Here is a 14,310-nt window from a genome sequence, read left to right as displayed (position 1 = left end):
GGGGAATTTAAAAAATGGCAATGACAATGACACAAAAGATCTTAGCAAAACATGCGGGATTAGATCATGTTGAAGCGGGACAATTAATTGAAGCAAAATTGGATGTTGTAATGGCAAATGATATTACAGGGCCTATGGCATTACCAATTTTTGATAAAATGGCAGATAAAGTCTTTGATAAAGATAAAGTGGTTTTAGTGCCAGATCACTTTACACCAAATAAAGATATTAAATCTGCAGAAAACTCAAAAGCAATCTTAGATTTTACAAACAAACAATGTTTAACACATCGTATGGAACAAGGTAAATGTGGTGTGGAACATGCAATCTTACCAGAAAAAGGAATTGTTGTGGCTGGTGAATGTATTATTGGGGCAGACAGTCATACATGTACTTATGGAGCATTAGGCGCTTTTTCTACAGGTGTAGGAACAACTGATATTGCAACTGGAATGGCTACTGGTGAGTTATGGTTTAAAGTACCAAGTGCTATCAAATTTGTAATTACTGGTAAACCAAGTGAATATGTTAGTGGGAAAGATGTTATTTTACATATTATTGATAAAATTGGTGTTGATGGTGCTTTATATAAATCAATGGAATTTGTTGGAGACGGTATTCAATATTTAACAATGGATGATCGTTTTACAATTTGTAATATGGCAATTGAAGCAGGAGCTAAAAATGGTATTTTCCCTGTTGATGATCAAGCAATTGCTTATATTGAAAAACATTCTAAAAAACCATATGAAATCTTTGAAGCAGATGAAGATGCTGTTTATGAACAAGTGATTGAAATCAATTTAAGTGAAGTAAGACCAACTGTAGCATTTCCTCATTTACCAGGAAATGGTCATACAATTGATGAAATTGAAGAAATGGATAAAATCTATATTGATCAAGTGGTTATTGGATCTTGTACAAATGGACGTTTATCTGATTTAGAAAAAGCAGCTGCTATTTTAAAAGGTAAAAAAGTAGCAGATAATGTACGTGTAATGGTTGTACCAGCAACACAAAAAATCTTCTTACAATGTATTCAAAAAGGTTTAGCTGAAATCTTTGTAGAAGCTGGATGTGCTTTTAATACACCAAGTTGTGGACCATGTATGGGTGGTCATATGGGTGTTATGGCTAAAGGTGAAAAATGTGTTTCAACAACAAACCGTAACTTCGTAGGACGTATGGGAGATACAGAAGCACTTATTTATTTAGCTTCTCCGCAAGTAGCTGCAGCAAGTGCGATTGCTGGATATATCGCAAATCCTGAAAAGGTAGGTAAAGAATAATGAAAATTTATAAATATAAAGATAATGTAGATACAGATGTAATTATTCCTGCACGTTATTTAAATTCATTTGATGCAAAAGAACTTGCAAGTCATGCAATGGCAGATATTGATGCGACTTTTGCTTCAACTGTAGAAAAAGGAGACATCATTGTTGCAGGTCAAAACTTTGGTTGTGGTTCTTCAAGAGAACATGCGCCTCTTTGCTTAAAAACTGCAGGTGTTAAATGTGTAATCGCTAAAAGTTTTGCACGTATTTTCTATCGTAATTCTATTAATATTGGATTCCCAATTATGGAATGTGAAGAAGCAGCTGACAAAATTGAAAAAGGTGATGAAGTAGAAGTTAATTTTTCAACTGGTGTCATTACAAATAAAACAAAAAATGAAACTTATCAAAGTCAACCATTCCCAGAATTCTTACAAAAGATGATTGATGCTGATGGTTTAGTAAATTATGTAAATTCTAAAAAATAGGGGATAAAAAATGGAAAAGAATATTGCGGTTATTAAATGTGATGGAATCGGACCTGAAATCGTAACAGAAGCGATGAAGGTTTTAGATGCTGTTGCTAAAAAATATAATCATACATTTAATTATACAGAAATCTTAATGGGTGGATGTTCAATTGATGCCTATGGTGTACCATTAAGTGATGAAGCTTTAAAAATTGCCAAAGAAAGTGATAGTGTTTTATTAGGGGCTATTGGTGGAAATACCACAACTTCACCTTGGTATAAATTAGAACCTTCGTTAAGACCAGAAGCTGGTTTATTAAAAATTAGAAAAGAACTAGGATTATTCGCAAACTTACGTCCTGCTTATTTATATGATGAATTAAAAGGGGCTTGTCCACTTAAAGAAGAATTAACTGAAGGTGGATTTGATATGATGATCATGCGTGAACTTACAGGTGGTCTTTATTTCGGTGAACGTTCTACTGAAAAAGAAGGAGATCAAATGGTTGCTCGTGATTCAATGAGTTATAGTGAAAGTGAAATTCGTCGTATTGCTAAACGTGGATTTGATATTGCGATGAAAAGAAATAAAAAAGTAACAAGTGTAGATAAAGCAAACGTCTTAGATACTTCTCGTTTATGGCGTAAAGTGGTTGAAGAAGTTGCTAAAGAATATCCTGAAGTTACTTTAGAACATATGTTAGTAGATAACTGTGCGATGCAACTTGTGAGAGATCCAAAACAATTTGATGTTATTTTAACTGAAAATATGTTTGGTGATATTTTATCAGATGAAGCAAGTATGGTTACTGGTTCAATTGGAATGTTATCAAGTGCTTCTTTAAGAGAAGATAGTTTTGGTATGTATGAACCAAGTCATGGGAGTGCACCAGATATTGCTGGACAAAATATTGCAAATCCAATTGCAACAATTTTATCAGCAGCAATGATGCTTCGTTATTCTTTTGATTTAGATCAAGAAGCAAAAGATGTTGAAGATGCTATTGAAAAAGTATTAAAAGAAGGATATCGTACAACAGATATCATGTCTGAAGGTAAAACATTAGTAGGGACTCGTGAAATGGGAGACCTTATTGTAAGTCATTTATAGGAGGATATATAGGGATGAAAAGTGATTTTGTAAAAAAAGGAACTGAAAGAGCTCCTCATCGATCATTATTTAATGCAGCTGGATATACAGATGAAGAATTAGAAAGACCATTAATTGGGGTTGTCAATTCTTTCAATGAAATTGTTCCAGGACATATGAACTTAGATAAAATTTGTGAAGCTGTTAAAAAGGGAATCTATCTTGCAGGTGGGGTACCAGTAGAAATTCCAGCAATCGCTGTATGTGATGGGATTGCGATGAACCATACAGGTATGAAATATTCACTTGTTACACGTGAATTGATTGCTGATAGTACAGAAGCAATGGCTGAAGCTCATCAATTTGATGGTTTAGTTATGATTCCTAACTGTGATAAAAACGTGCCAGGATTATTAATGGCTGCTGCTAGAGTCAATGTTCCAACAATCTTTGTTTCTGGTGGACCAATGTTAGCTGGTCGTAAAATGGATGGTAAAAGAACTTGTCTATCTTCATTATTTGAAGCTGTAGGACAATTCAATGCTGGAAATATGACAGAAGATAAACTTCATGAATTTGAACAAAAAGCATGTCCAACTTGTGGATCATGTTCAGGTATGTATACAGCAAACTCAATGAACTGTTTAACTGAAGTTTTAGGAATGGCTCTTCGTGGAAACGGAACAATTCCAGCAGTTTATTCAGAAAGAATTAGACTTGCTAAACATGCAGGTATGCAAATCGTAGAACTTATTAAAAAAGATATTCGTCCTCGTGATATTATGACTGAAAAAGCATTTATCAATGCTTTAACAATGGATATGGCACTAGGATGTTCAACAAACTCAATGCTTCATTTACCTGCTATTGCTCATGAAGCAGGAGTTACTTTAAATCTTGAAATTGCAAATGAAATTTCTAAGAAAACACCTAACTTATGTCACTTAGCTCCAGCTGGGGACACATTTATGGAAGATTTAAATGAAGCTGGTGGAATTTATGCAGTTATGAATGAAATTAATAAATTAGGTTTATTATCAACTGATTTATTAACTGTTACTGGAAAAACAGTGGCTGAAAATATTGAAGGTTGTGTTAACTTAGATCCTGAAATCATTCGTCCAGTGGAAAATCCATATTCACCTTATGGTGGAATCGCTGTTTTAAAAGGAAATATTTGTCCAAATGGTGCTGTTGTTAAACAATCAGCTGTTGCTAAAGAAATGATGGTACATACAGGACCTGCTCGTGTCTTTGATTGTGAAGATGACGCTATTGTTGCTATCCGTGAAGGAAAAATCGTTAAAGGTGATGTTGTTGTCATTCGCTATGAAGGACCTAAAGGTGGACCTGGTATGCGTGAAATGTTATCACCAACTTCAGAAATCGCTGGTATGGGCTTAGATAAAGATGTTGCTTTAATTACTGATGGTCGTTTCTCTGGAGCTACTCGTGGAGCTTCAATTGGACACGTGGCTCCTGAAGCTGCTTTAGGTGGACCAATTGCTTTCATTGAAGAAGGAGATATTATTGATATTGATATTACAAATCATTCAATGAATGTACGTGTTAGTGATGAAGAAATGGCTGCAAGAAAAGCTAAATGGCAACCAAGAGAACCTCGTATTAAAAAAGGTTACTTAGTAAGATATGCTTCTTTAGTAACATCTGCAGATAAAGGTGCTGTATTACAAGCACCAGAAGAAAAAAAATAAAAGGAGGAAAAACAAAATGATGTTAACTGGTTCAGAAATTATATGTGAATGTTTAATTGAACAAGGTGTCGATACAGTGTTTGGTTATCCGGGAGGAACTATTCTTAACGTCTATGATGCACTTTATCGTTATCAAGATAAAATCAATCATGTTTTGACTTCTCATGAACAAGGAGCTTCTCATGCTGCTGATGGTTATGCAAGATCAACTGGTAAAGTTGGTGTTTGTATGGCAACTTCAGGACCAGGAGCAACAAACCTTGTTACTGGAATTGCGACTGCTTATATGGATTCAACACCACTTGTTGCTATTACAGCAAACGTAGGTGTTGAAATCTTAGGACGTGACAGTTTCCAAGAAATCGATATTACTGGTGTGACAATGCCAATTACAAAACATAATTTTATCGTTAAAGATATTAAAGATTTAGTGCCTACAATTCGTAAAGCATTCTATATTGCTAAAGAAGGTAGACCAGGACCTGTCTTAGTAGACGTTACTAAAAACGTTACTGCAGAAAAGATGGAATTTGAACCACTTCAACCAAAAGCTATTGAACCTAAAACAGAAACATATACTGTTGAAGATTTAGATCAAGCAATTGAAATGATCAAAGAAAGTGAAAAACCATTTATCTTTGCTGGTGGTGGTGTTATTTCATCTGGTGCAAGTCAAGAATTAAAAGAATTTGCTGAAAAAATTGATGCACCTGTTTGTGAAACATTAATGGGTAAAGGGGCTTTTGATAATACAAGACCTCGTTATACAGGAATGCTTGGAATGCATGGAACAAAAGCAAGTAACTTTGGGGTAAGTCAATGTGATTTATTAATTACAGTTGGTGCACGTTTCTCTGATCGTGTTACTGGTAATACGCAAACATTTGCTTCTAATGCTAAAATTATTCACATTGATGTAGATGCTGCTGAAATCAATAAAAATATTCAAGTTGATTTAGGTATTATTGGTGATGCTAAATGTATTTTAAATGAATTAAATAATAAGTTAGAAAGACAAAATCATCCACAATGGTTAAAACAAATTCGTGATTTAAAAGATCGTTATCCACTTAACTATGATGATTCTACTCTTACAGGACCTTATGTCATTGAACAAATTGATTATATTACTGATAGTAATGCCATCATTTGTACTGATGTAGGACAACATCAAATGTGGGCTGCACAATATTATCATTATCGCCGTCCTCGTCAATTAATTACATCAGGTGGTGCAGGAACAATGGGATTTGGTTTAGGTGCTGCTATTGGTGCTAAATATGGAAATCCTGATTCACCAGTATTTAATATTGCAGGTGATGGATGCTTTAGAATGAATATGAATGAACTTGCTACAGCAAGTCGTTACAATGTGCCTATTATTCAAGTTGTTATCAACAATAAGGTATTAGGAATGGTAAGACAATGGCAAACATTATTCTATGGTAAACGTTATAGTAATACGATTTTAGATGATAAAGTTGATTTCTGTAAAGTTGCTGAAGGATTAGGATGTAAAGCAATTCGTGTTTCTACTAAAGAAGAAGTTGCCCCAGCTATTAAAGAAGCTTTAGATACAAATGGACCTGTTTTAATTGAAGTAATGATTGGTAAAGATGATAAAGTCTTCCCAATGGTTGCTCCAGGTGGTGCTATTTCTAAAGCATTTGATGAATCTGATTTAAAAAATAAATAATTTATGAAAGATCAAATAGAAATATTTGGTCTTTTTTTATGAAATACTTGACCTTCTAGCTGCTCTAAAGTGTATGTTTCAAGTAGAAAGAAGGGAAATAAGATGAAAAAGTTAGTGAAATTAATCATGGTTCTTGTTTTAGTGATGGTGAGTGGATGTACAACACAAAAGAAAGAAGAAAATGCAAGAGTAATAGATACAAGTATATTTCTTTACAAAGTATCTAATCAAAAAGGAGAATATTCATATTTATTTGGAACATGTCATCCAGGAAGATATCCTATTAAAAGTTTAGATAAAGTAACTGAAAAGGTATTAGGTAAAAGTGATTCAATTTATTTGGAATGTGATATGAATCCATCACCAAAAGAAACTGAAGAGTATGCGAAATATAACACGTACAATTCAATTCGTGACTTAGGTCTCGAAGATAAATATGAAAATCTTATGAAACAATACAAAAGTTTGAAAGGAAAACCTGGTTATGCGCTCTATAATGTATTTGTAATAAACTCACTTATAAATAGTGATCCTGAAGTATTGAATAAGGCAAATATAAGTAAATTTAATGCAATTGATAATTATATTTATGATTATGCTCAAAAGAAAAAGAATTTTAAAGAAGTTGAAGGTACTGAATTTCAAATGAAGCTAATAACTGAATTATCATGGGATTACTCAGAGACTATATTAGATAATTTGGCTAATAAAAAAATGGTAATAAGTAGTGCTAAAAAAGATTTAGATGCTTACTATAGTGGTAATACACAATATTATGAAGATGAACAAAATTTGTTGTTAGAGCAGTTAGAACAATTAAATGATAAAGATAAAGAAAAGTATGAAAAGTATTGGAATGTACTTGCATATAATAGAAATATTCATATGAAAGATACGCTAGTTAATAGTATCAATAATGGTAAACATGATTTTATAGGTGTGGGATGCAAACATCTTTATGGTAAAAAAGGAATTATTCAATTGTTAAAGGATGATGGCTATTTAGTTGAATGTATGAAATAATGAAGGTAGGTGAAAATTATGCAAATAAAAGAAGTTCAAGAAAAACTAAAAATCAGTTCTTATACTTTGAGATATTATGAAAAGATGGGTTTAATACAACCCTATCGAGATGAAAATGGTTATCGAAATTATAATGAAGAAGATATTCACAAAATAGAGAGAATCATGTTTTTAAGAGATATCAATGTACCAATAGAAGATATTAAAGATATTTTAAATAATAAAGTCACATTTCAAGATGTTTTAGAAAACCATATTGAAAAAGTGAATACCCAAATAGAATCATTACAATATATAAAAAATATGTGTGAAGATTTAAAAGAAAAGAATATTCCCTTATTAGATCAAGTAATTGAAGATAATCAAATAGGAGATAAAAAAGTTAATAAGAGAGACTTAAAGAAAGTATTTGATTATTTTAAGAAAGATCAAACAGTGATCATTGGAACAAGATTTGATTTGAATATGTATTTTAGAACATTTATTTATGCATTGATTACTGCCCCAATGCTAACATTTGCAACTATTAATTATTTGCAAAGATTTCATATTTTGGAAAAGGAAATAATAGACCATATTTTCATTTATTTAATACTAATAATTTTAGTTATAATATTTTCAACAATAAGTATTTCTTACATGTGTTCACGTCAAAATTATATAGAACTTACAGATAATAAAATTTCTATTTTAGATGCTAAGAAAGTATCACATTTAAAATTAAGCTATTTAATTTTAAAAAGAGATTTAACAACTATTATGGAGAATTATAGTTGGGAGGATTTAGAATATGTAGAAATTAAATTAGTGATTAAATATGGTGGAATAGGAATTGGAACAAGTAAAACAATGTATTATTATTTACCGAAATATATATTTCATTTTAAAGATGCAACGACTAAAAGCTTTTTGGAATGGAATAATCCTAAAGCAGCTTATCAAATATTAAGAAATAAAAATATAGAAATTGTAACAAATGATGAAATGCTTGATTGTTTTGAACAAAAGAAATTGAGTGTATATGATTTTTTTGAAAATATCTATCATAAAAATGGTAAAAACAGATAGTTAAAAAAGTAGGTGAAAATTATGCAAATAAAAGAAGTACAAGAAAAACTAAAAATCAGTTCTTATACTTTGAGATATTATGAAAAGATGGGTTTAATACAACCTTATCGAGATGAAAATGGTTATCGAAATTATAATGAAGAAGATATTCATAAAATAGAAAGAATCATGTTTTTAAGAGATATCAATGTACCGATAGAAGATATTAAAGATATTTTAAATAATAAAGTCACATTTCAAGATGTCTTAGAAAATCATATTGAAAAAGTGAATACCCAAATAGAATCGTTACAATATATAAAAAATATGTGTGAAGATTTAAAAGAAAAAAATATACCTCTATTAGATCAAGTAATTGAAGATAATCAAATAGGAGATAAAAAAATCAAGAAAAGAGATTTAAAGAAAGTATTTGATTATTTTAAGAAAGATCAAACAGTGGTAATTGGTTATAAGTCGATACCAAGGAGTCTATTAGGTATTGTTGCTTTATCTTTATTTATTTCTGCTATTTTTGGAATTTTAATAGGTTTAGCATTTCCTAATATGATATCTTATGTTAACGAACAAACACAAAATTCAGTACAACATTTTCAAATATCTTTTTATGAAGCATCAGGGAGACGCATCATTCTTTCTATGTGTATTTCATTTATTATTCTTTTGATTATATTTATTATTTGTGAAACTAAATTAGAATATGTTGAATTAACAGATAATAAGATTTCAATTTGTAGTTATCGCTATCAAAGTAGAAAATCTATTTTAAAAAGTTTGATAACTAAAAAAGAAAATAATGAAAATAAGGAATATAGTTGGCAGGATTTAAGAAGAGTAAAAATAGAACTTTATTTTACAAAAGGTGGTGGAGGACATCAGGGATTATATACATTTTATGTAATGCAATTTAGTTTTATTTTTCAAGATGGATTTGAATTTGTCATTGATATGGGAAAATCAGTTGAGGAAAATCCTAACATGGTTTATCAAATATTAAGAAATAAGAATATTGATATCCAAGCAAGTGATGAAGTGATTGATTTCTTTGAACAAGATGAATTAAAATTGTATGATTTTTTTGAAAATATTTATCATAAAAATGGAAAGAATAGATAAGAGGATTAGATGTAAATTTAATCCTTTTTCTTTGTTAATAAATTAACTTTATTTTTTGGTAAATGACTGTTGTAAATTGTTCTTAAAAGAGTACAATGTAGTGGAATTTAGGGAGAAAGATCATGAAAAAGATAAAAAAAAGAGATTTAATTAGTTTTGGTTGTGTATTTTGTTCTTCATTGATTATGGCTGCTACAACTAAAACATTTGTAAGACCAGCACACTTATTATCAGGTGGTTTTATGGGTATTGCCTTACTTGTAGATATGATTGCTGATTTATTTGGAAAATCTATTCCAACAGCATTTACTTTAGTTGCTTTAAATGTACCTGTTGCGCTTATTTGTGCCAAGAAAATATCAAAACGATTTGTATTCTTTTCATTATTACAAGTCTTTTTAACATCATTTTTATTACAAATTATTCCAAATTATCCATTATTTGATGAACAAGTTTTAAATGTTGTATTTGGTGGATATATTTGGGGGATGAGTATTGTACTTGCTTTAAAAGCTGGTGCTTCTTCAGGAGGTACAGATTTTATTGCTTTGTATTTTGCTAATAAAAATGGACGAGAAATCTGGATGCAAGTTTTTGCCTTTAATGCTATGATTTTATGTGTTTTTGGAGTTATTTTTGGATTTGATAAAGCAGGGTATTCTATTTTGTTCCAATTTATTTCAACAAAAACAATTTCTACATTCCATACACGATATAAACGTGTTATGTTACATATCTATACTTCTAAAAAAGATGAAGTGGTGGATACTTACTTAGAAAAATTCCATCATGGAATTACTGCTTTAGATGGGTATGGAGGTTATTTACATCATCCTGTAAGCTATTTAACAGCAATTGTTTCAAGTTATGAAGTTGGAGATGTATTAGAAGCTTTAAAGGAAACAGACCCTAAGATTATTGTTTCTGTAACTAAAGTTGAAAACTTTATTGGACGTTTTTATAATAAACCATTAGATTAACGAGTATGCACTCGTTAATTTTTTTTATGTCTTTTGATGCAATATAGAATAGAATCCACCTTCAATACTGTAAGCATCGTATCCTTGTTGACATAAATCATCTGCTAGTTTTTTTGATTTAGCTCCGCTATAACAAATGAGAATAAGGGGCTCTTTTTTTGAAAAATAATATTGATTGAGATCAAATTTTTCATAGGGAATATTTGTGAATTTTGTAAGATGCACTTTCTTATATTCATAAGGATCTCTTAAATCAATAAATTGATAATCATTCTCTAATATAGATGGGATTTTTTGGATAGGGATTACATTCGTATTTTTCATATTTTTCACCTCATAATATAATATGAAATTAATTGAAAACAATGATTATAGATGATATAATTCAGCCATGGAGGAATTATAAAAATGGATAAGAAAACAATTAGAGATATTGAAGTCGCTGGAAAAACTGTTTTAGTTCGTGTTGACTTCAACGTACCAAGAAGTAAAGAAACAGGAGAAATCACTAATGATAATCGTATTGTTGCTGCATTACCAACAATCAAATATTTATTAGAACAATCTCCAAAAGCTATCGTTTTATTCTCTCACTTAGGTAAAGTGAAAACTGAAGAAGACAAAGCTAAAAACAATTTAGCTGTTGTTGCTCCAAGATTAGCTGAATTATTAGGTAGAGATGTAAAATTCGTAGATTGCACTCGTGGTGCTGAATTAGAAGAAGCTGTTAAAAATGCTGAAAATGGACAAGTTATCTTAGTTCAAAACACTCGTTATGAAGCTGGAGAAAGTAAAAATGATCCTGAATTAGGAAAATACTGGGCTTCATTAGGTGATGTATTTGTTGAAGATGCATTCGGTTCAGTTCATAGAGCTCATGCTTCTACAGCTGGAATCCCTGCTCATTTACCATCAGCAGCTGGTTTCTTAGTAGAAAAAGAAATCAACTACATTGGAAAAGCTGTAAGTAATCCAGAAAGACCAATGGTTGCTATCTTAGGTGGAGCTAAAGTTTCTGATAAAATCTTAGTTATCGAAAACTTATTAAAAATTGCTGACAAAGTTATCGTTGGTGGAGGTATGTGCTATACTTTCGCTAAAGCTCAAGGTCATTCAATCGGTAACTCTTTAGTTGAAGATGATAGAATTGACGTAGCTAAAGATATCTTAGCTAAAGCTGGAGATAAATTAATCTTACCAGTAGATTCTGTAATCAATACTGCATTTGCTGCAGAAGGTGATATTAAAGTTTGTGGTGAAGATGTACCTGATGGATACATGGGATTAGACATCGGACCTAAATCTGTAGAAAACATCAAAGCTGCTTTAGCTGGTGCTAAAACAGTTGTATGGAATGGACCTATGGGTGTATTCGAAATGGAACCATTCGCTAAAGGAACAATCGCTGTATGTGAAGCTTTAGCTGGTTTAGAAGGTGCTAACACTATCATCGGTGGTGGAGATAGCGCTGCTGCAGTAATGCAACTTGGATATGCTGATAAAGTTTCTCACATCTCAACTGGTGGTGGAGCTTCATTAGAATATATGGAAGGTAAAGTTCTTCCAGGTATTGCTGCAATTGATGATAAATAATAAGGAAGGTATTTGTAATCATGAGAAAACCAATTATCGTAGGAAACTGGAAAATGAATAAAACAATCGCTGCTACAAAAGCATTCGTAGAAGCTGTTGATCCAGAAGTAACTGATAAAGCTGACTGGGGAATTGCTACTCCATACTTAGCTTTACAAACTGCAAAAGCAGGAGCTAAAAACTTAATCGTAGCTGCTGAAAACGTACACTTCAAAGATAGCGGAGCTTATACTGGTGAAGTATCTGTTGAAATGTTAAAAGAAATCGGAGTTGAATGGGTTATTTTAGGTCACTCTGAAAGAAGACAATATTTTGGTGAAACTGATGAAACAGTTAACGCTAAAATGATTCAAGTTCTTAAAAATGATATGACTCCAATCGTATGTGTTGGTGAAACATTAGAACAATATGAAGCTGGAACTACTAAAGATGTTGTTAAAACTCAAGTAGTTGCTGCTTACAAAGATGTTTGTCCTAAATGTGCTGCTAGAAGCGTTATCGCTTACGAACCAGTATGGGCTATCGGAACTGGAAAAACTGCTACAAATGAAATCGCTCAAGATGTTTGTGGATACATCCGTTCAGTAGTTGCTGAATTATATGGACAAGAAGTTGCTGATCAAGTAAGAATTCAATATGGTGGATCTGTTAAACCTGAAGGTTTAAAAGCATTATTAGAACAACCTGATATTGATGGTGCTTTAGTTGGTGGAGCTTCATTAGTTGAAGATTCATACAAAGCAATGATCGCTGCTTTAGACTAATTGTTGTTTAAACTCTAGGAAAATTCCTAGAGTTTTTCTTTTTTTAAAATTTATTTGATAAAAAGACAAAAAAATATAAAAAAAGTATTGCATTTATCAAAAGATAATGGTAAATTAGTTGTCGACGCAATAGGCTAATTGCGCATTCATTGTTGTGTGGAAGGGTAACACCCATTTGACCACAACACGGACAAATTTTTACAAGGAGGAAATGTCGCGTGAGTAAGAAAGTTGTTAGAGTTATGAAAATTCAATTCAAAGCAGGGCAAGCTAAACCTGGTCCAGCATTAGCAGGTGCAGGTATCCAAATGCCTAAATTCTGTACTGCTTTCAATGATCAAACTAAAGATCGTATGGGAGAAACAGTACCAGTTGTCTTAACAGTATATGAAGACAAAGATTTCAGCTTTGTATTAAAAACTGCTCCAGCTTCAGAAATGATTAAAAAAGCTTTAGGAGTACAAAAAGGTTCTAGTAATGCAGGAACAACTACTGTAGGAACATTATCAGCTGACAAATTAAAAGAAATCGCTGAATACAAAATGCCTGACTTAAATGCTTATGATTTAGATGCTGCAATGAAAATCGTTGCTGGTACAGCTAAAAACATGGGTGTTAAAGTTGAAGGAATCGATGCGTAAGCATCACGTGGAAGGATAATCCGTTATAACCACTAAGGAGGAAATTAAATGGCAAAGAAAAGTAAAAGATATACAGAAGCAGCTGCATTAATTGAAAATGGAAAACTTTATTCAGCTGAAGAAGCTATTGAATTAGTTAAAAAAACAAGTAATGTAAAATTCGATGCAAGTGTCGATGTTGCTTTCAATTTAGGATTAGATGTTAGACAAGCAGATCAACAATTACGTGGAGCTGTTGTATTACCACACGGAACTGGTAAAACTAAAAAAGTTTTAGTTGTAGCTGAAGGAGAAAAAGCTCAAGAAGCTAAAGATGCTGGTGCAGATATCGTTGCTGGTAAAGAAATTTTAGAAGACATCAAAAAAGGATGGTTAGATTTCGAAGTTATGATCGCTACTCCTAACATGATGGCTGAATTAGGTAAATTAGGTCGTATCTTAGGACCTAAAGGTTTAATGCCTAACCCAAAAACTGGAACAGTAACTATGGATGTTGCTAAAGCAGTTCAAGAAACAAAAGCTGGTAAAGTAACTTACCGTACTGATAAAGAAGGTAATGTTCATTTACCAATCGGTAGAGTATCATTTGATGATGCTAAATTAGTTGAAAACTTCAACACAATTTATGATTTAATCGTAAGATTAAAACCAACATCAGCTAAAGGTACTTATATTAAAAACATTGCAGTTTCATCAACTATGGGACCTGCAATCAAAGTTCAAACTACTAAATAGTTTGTAAAAAAATGTCGCAATCAATATACCGTAGACAGTAACTGGGAAACCTTAATTTGTTACCGAGGTGTTGAGTTTATAAAGAACTTGAACTCCTATCTACGTATGGGAGTTTTAAATATAGCGCGTATATTGTTGCATA

Annotated in this window: 14 protein-coding genes and 1 other annotated feature; of the genes, 13 read left to right on the top strand and 1 reads right to left on the bottom strand. The window is 31.7% G+C overall.

The window, feature by feature from the left end:
• Nucleotides 1-14 precede the first annotated feature (14 nt).
• The 9 genes from leuC to ACLVEP_RS08215 all read left to right on the top strand — a co-directional run bounded on the left by leuC (nucleotide 15) and on the right by ACLVEP_RS08215 (nucleotide 10,435).
• Complete coding sequence (leuC, locus tag ACLVEP_RS08255; RefSeq protein ID WP_412584107.1) at nucleotides 15-1,289, top strand: 3-isopropylmalate dehydratase large subunit; 1,275 nt, start codon at nucleotides 15-17, stop codon at nucleotides 1,287-1,289.
• A complete protein-coding gene (gene leuD, locus ACLVEP_RS08250) occupies nucleotides 1,289-1,765 on the top strand; it encodes a 3-isopropylmalate dehydratase small subunit (protein ID WP_412584105.1) in 477 nt (158 codons plus the stop codon). Before leuC ends, leuD begins: the two co-directional genes overlap by 1 nt.
• Nucleotides 1,766-1,775: 10 nt before the next feature.
• The gene (gene leuB / locus ACLVEP_RS08245; protein WP_412584104.1) at nucleotides 1,776-2,858 is read left to right on the top strand and encodes a 3-isopropylmalate dehydrogenase; all 1,083 of its coding nucleotides are present in this window, start codon (nucleotides 1,776-1,778) and stop codon (nucleotides 2,856-2,858) included.
• A gap of 14 nt (nucleotides 2,859-2,872) precedes the next feature.
• The gene (gene ilvD, locus ACLVEP_RS08240) at nucleotides 2,873-4,552 is read left to right on the top strand and encodes a dihydroxy-acid dehydratase (protein WP_288542057.1); all 1,680 of its coding nucleotides are present in this window, start codon (nucleotides 2,873-2,875) and stop codon (nucleotides 4,550-4,552) included.
• 16 nt (nucleotides 4,553-4,568) lie between these two features.
• A complete protein-coding gene (ilvB, locus tag ACLVEP_RS08235; RefSeq protein WP_412584102.1) occupies nucleotides 4,569-6,248 on the top strand; it encodes a biosynthetic-type acetolactate synthase large subunit in 1,680 nt (559 codons plus the stop codon).
• Between the two features lie 102 nt (nucleotides 6,249-6,350).
• Nucleotides 6,351-7,271 carry a TraB/GumN family protein gene (locus ACLVEP_RS08230; protein WP_412584099.1) on the top strand — a complete coding sequence of 307 codons (921 nt, stop codon included), beginning with the start codon at nucleotides 6,351-6,353 and terminating at the stop codon, nucleotides 7,269-7,271.
• 18 nt (nucleotides 7,272-7,289) lie between these two features.
• Nucleotides 7,290-8,339, top strand: a complete 1,050-nt coding sequence (locus ACLVEP_RS08225) for a MerR family transcriptional regulator (RefSeq protein ID WP_412584097.1) — start codon at nucleotides 7,290-7,292, stop codon at nucleotides 8,337-8,339.
• Between the two features lie 21 nt (nucleotides 8,340-8,360).
• Complete coding sequence (locus tag ACLVEP_RS08220) at nucleotides 8,361-9,455, top strand: MerR family transcriptional regulator (protein WP_412584095.1); 1,095 nt, start codon at nucleotides 8,361-8,363, stop codon at nucleotides 9,453-9,455.
• A 122-nt stretch (nucleotides 9,456-9,577) separates the two neighbouring features.
• Nucleotides 9,578-10,435 carry a YitT family protein gene (locus tag ACLVEP_RS08215; protein WP_412584094.1) on the top strand — a complete coding sequence of 286 codons (858 nt, stop codon included), beginning with the start codon at nucleotides 9,578-9,580 and terminating at the stop codon, nucleotides 10,433-10,435.
• A 24-nt stretch (nucleotides 10,436-10,459) separates the two neighbouring features.
• Here the strand turns inward: ACLVEP_RS08215 and ACLVEP_RS08210 are convergent, their stop codons facing one another.
• Nucleotides 10,460-10,759, bottom strand: a complete 300-nt coding sequence (locus ACLVEP_RS08210; protein ID WP_412584092.1) for a rhodanese-like domain-containing protein — start codon at nucleotides 10,757-10,759, stop codon at nucleotides 10,460-10,462.
• A gap of 84 nt (nucleotides 10,760-10,843) precedes the next feature.
• Between ACLVEP_RS08210 and ACLVEP_RS08205 the strand changes: the two genes are divergently transcribed.
• The 4 genes from ACLVEP_RS08205 (at nucleotide 10,844) to rplA (ending at nucleotide 14,168) form a co-directional block, all read left to right on the top strand.
• Nucleotides 10,844-12,028 carry a phosphoglycerate kinase gene (locus ACLVEP_RS08205; protein ID WP_022002408.1) on the top strand — a complete coding sequence of 395 codons (1,185 nt, stop codon included), beginning with the start codon at nucleotides 10,844-10,846 and terminating at the stop codon, nucleotides 12,026-12,028.
• A 20-nt stretch (nucleotides 12,029-12,048) separates the two neighbouring features.
• Nucleotides 12,049-12,792: a triose-phosphate isomerase gene (gene tpiA / locus ACLVEP_RS08200; RefSeq protein ID WP_106987802.1), complete on the top strand. Its 744-nt coding sequence runs from the start codon at nucleotides 12,049-12,051 to the stop codon at nucleotides 12,790-12,792.
• 218 nt (nucleotides 12,793-13,010) lie between these two features.
• Nucleotides 13,011-13,433, top strand: coding sequence for a 50S ribosomal protein L11 (gene rplK, locus ACLVEP_RS08195; RefSeq protein WP_022002410.1), 423 nt, complete (start codon nucleotides 13,011-13,013; stop codon nucleotides 13,431-13,433).
• 48 nt (nucleotides 13,434-13,481) lie between these two features.
• Nucleotides 13,482-14,168 (top strand): 50S ribosomal protein L1, encoded by a 687-nt coding sequence (rplA, locus tag ACLVEP_RS08190; protein ID WP_022002411.1) that lies wholly within the window; start codon nucleotides 13,482-13,484, stop codon nucleotides 14,166-14,168.
• 10 nt (nucleotides 14,169-14,178) lie between these two features.
• Nucleotides 14,179-14,296 (top strand) — a sequence feature (ribosomal protein L10 leader region).
• Nucleotides 14,297-14,310: the final 14 nt, after the last annotated feature.

This window comes from Faecalibacillus sp. (assembly GCF_047023275.1).
Taxonomy (GTDB): Bacteria; Bacillota_I; Bacilli_A; order Erysipelotrichales; family Coprobacillaceae; genus Faecalibacillus.
This window is presented reverse-complemented; position numbering and strand designations above follow the sequence as displayed.

Coding starts and splice junctions, on each gene's coding strand:
- leuC (WP_412584107.1), top strand. CDS start 15: ATGGCAATGACAATGACACAAAAGATCTTAGCAAAACATGCGGGATTA.
- leuD (WP_412584105.1), top strand. CDS start 1,289: ATGAAAATTTATAAATATAAAGATAATGTAGATACAGATGTAATTATT.
- leuB (WP_412584104.1), top strand. CDS start 1,776: ATGGAAAAGAATATTGCGGTTATTAAATGTGATGGAATCGGACCTGAA.
- ilvD (WP_288542057.1), top strand. CDS start 2,873: ATGAAAAGTGATTTTGTAAAAAAAGGAACTGAAAGAGCTCCTCATCGA.
- ilvB (WP_412584102.1), top strand. CDS start 4,569: ATGATGTTAACTGGTTCAGAAATTATATGTGAATGTTTAATTGAACAA.
- ACLVEP_RS08230 (WP_412584099.1), top strand. CDS start 6,351: ATGAAAAAGTTAGTGAAATTAATCATGGTTCTTGTTTTAGTGATGGTG.
- ACLVEP_RS08225 (WP_412584097.1), top strand. CDS start 7,290: ATGCAAATAAAAGAAGTTCAAGAAAAACTAAAAATCAGTTCTTATACT.
- ACLVEP_RS08220 (WP_412584095.1), top strand. CDS start 8,361: ATGCAAATAAAAGAAGTACAAGAAAAACTAAAAATCAGTTCTTATACT.
- ACLVEP_RS08215 (WP_412584094.1), top strand. CDS start 9,578: ATGAAAAAGATAAAAAAAAGAGATTTAATTAGTTTTGGTTGTGTATTT.
- ACLVEP_RS08210 (WP_412584092.1), bottom strand. CDS start 10,759: ATGAAAAATACGAATGTAATCCCTATCCAAAAAATCCCATCTATATTA.
- ACLVEP_RS08205 (WP_022002408.1), top strand. CDS start 10,844: ATGGATAAGAAAACAATTAGAGATATTGAAGTCGCTGGAAAAACTGTT.
- tpiA (WP_106987802.1), top strand. CDS start 12,049: ATGAGAAAACCAATTATCGTAGGAAACTGGAAAATGAATAAAACAATC.
- rplA (WP_022002411.1), top strand. CDS start 13,482: ATGGCAAAGAAAAGTAAAAGATATACAGAAGCAGCTGCATTAATTGAA.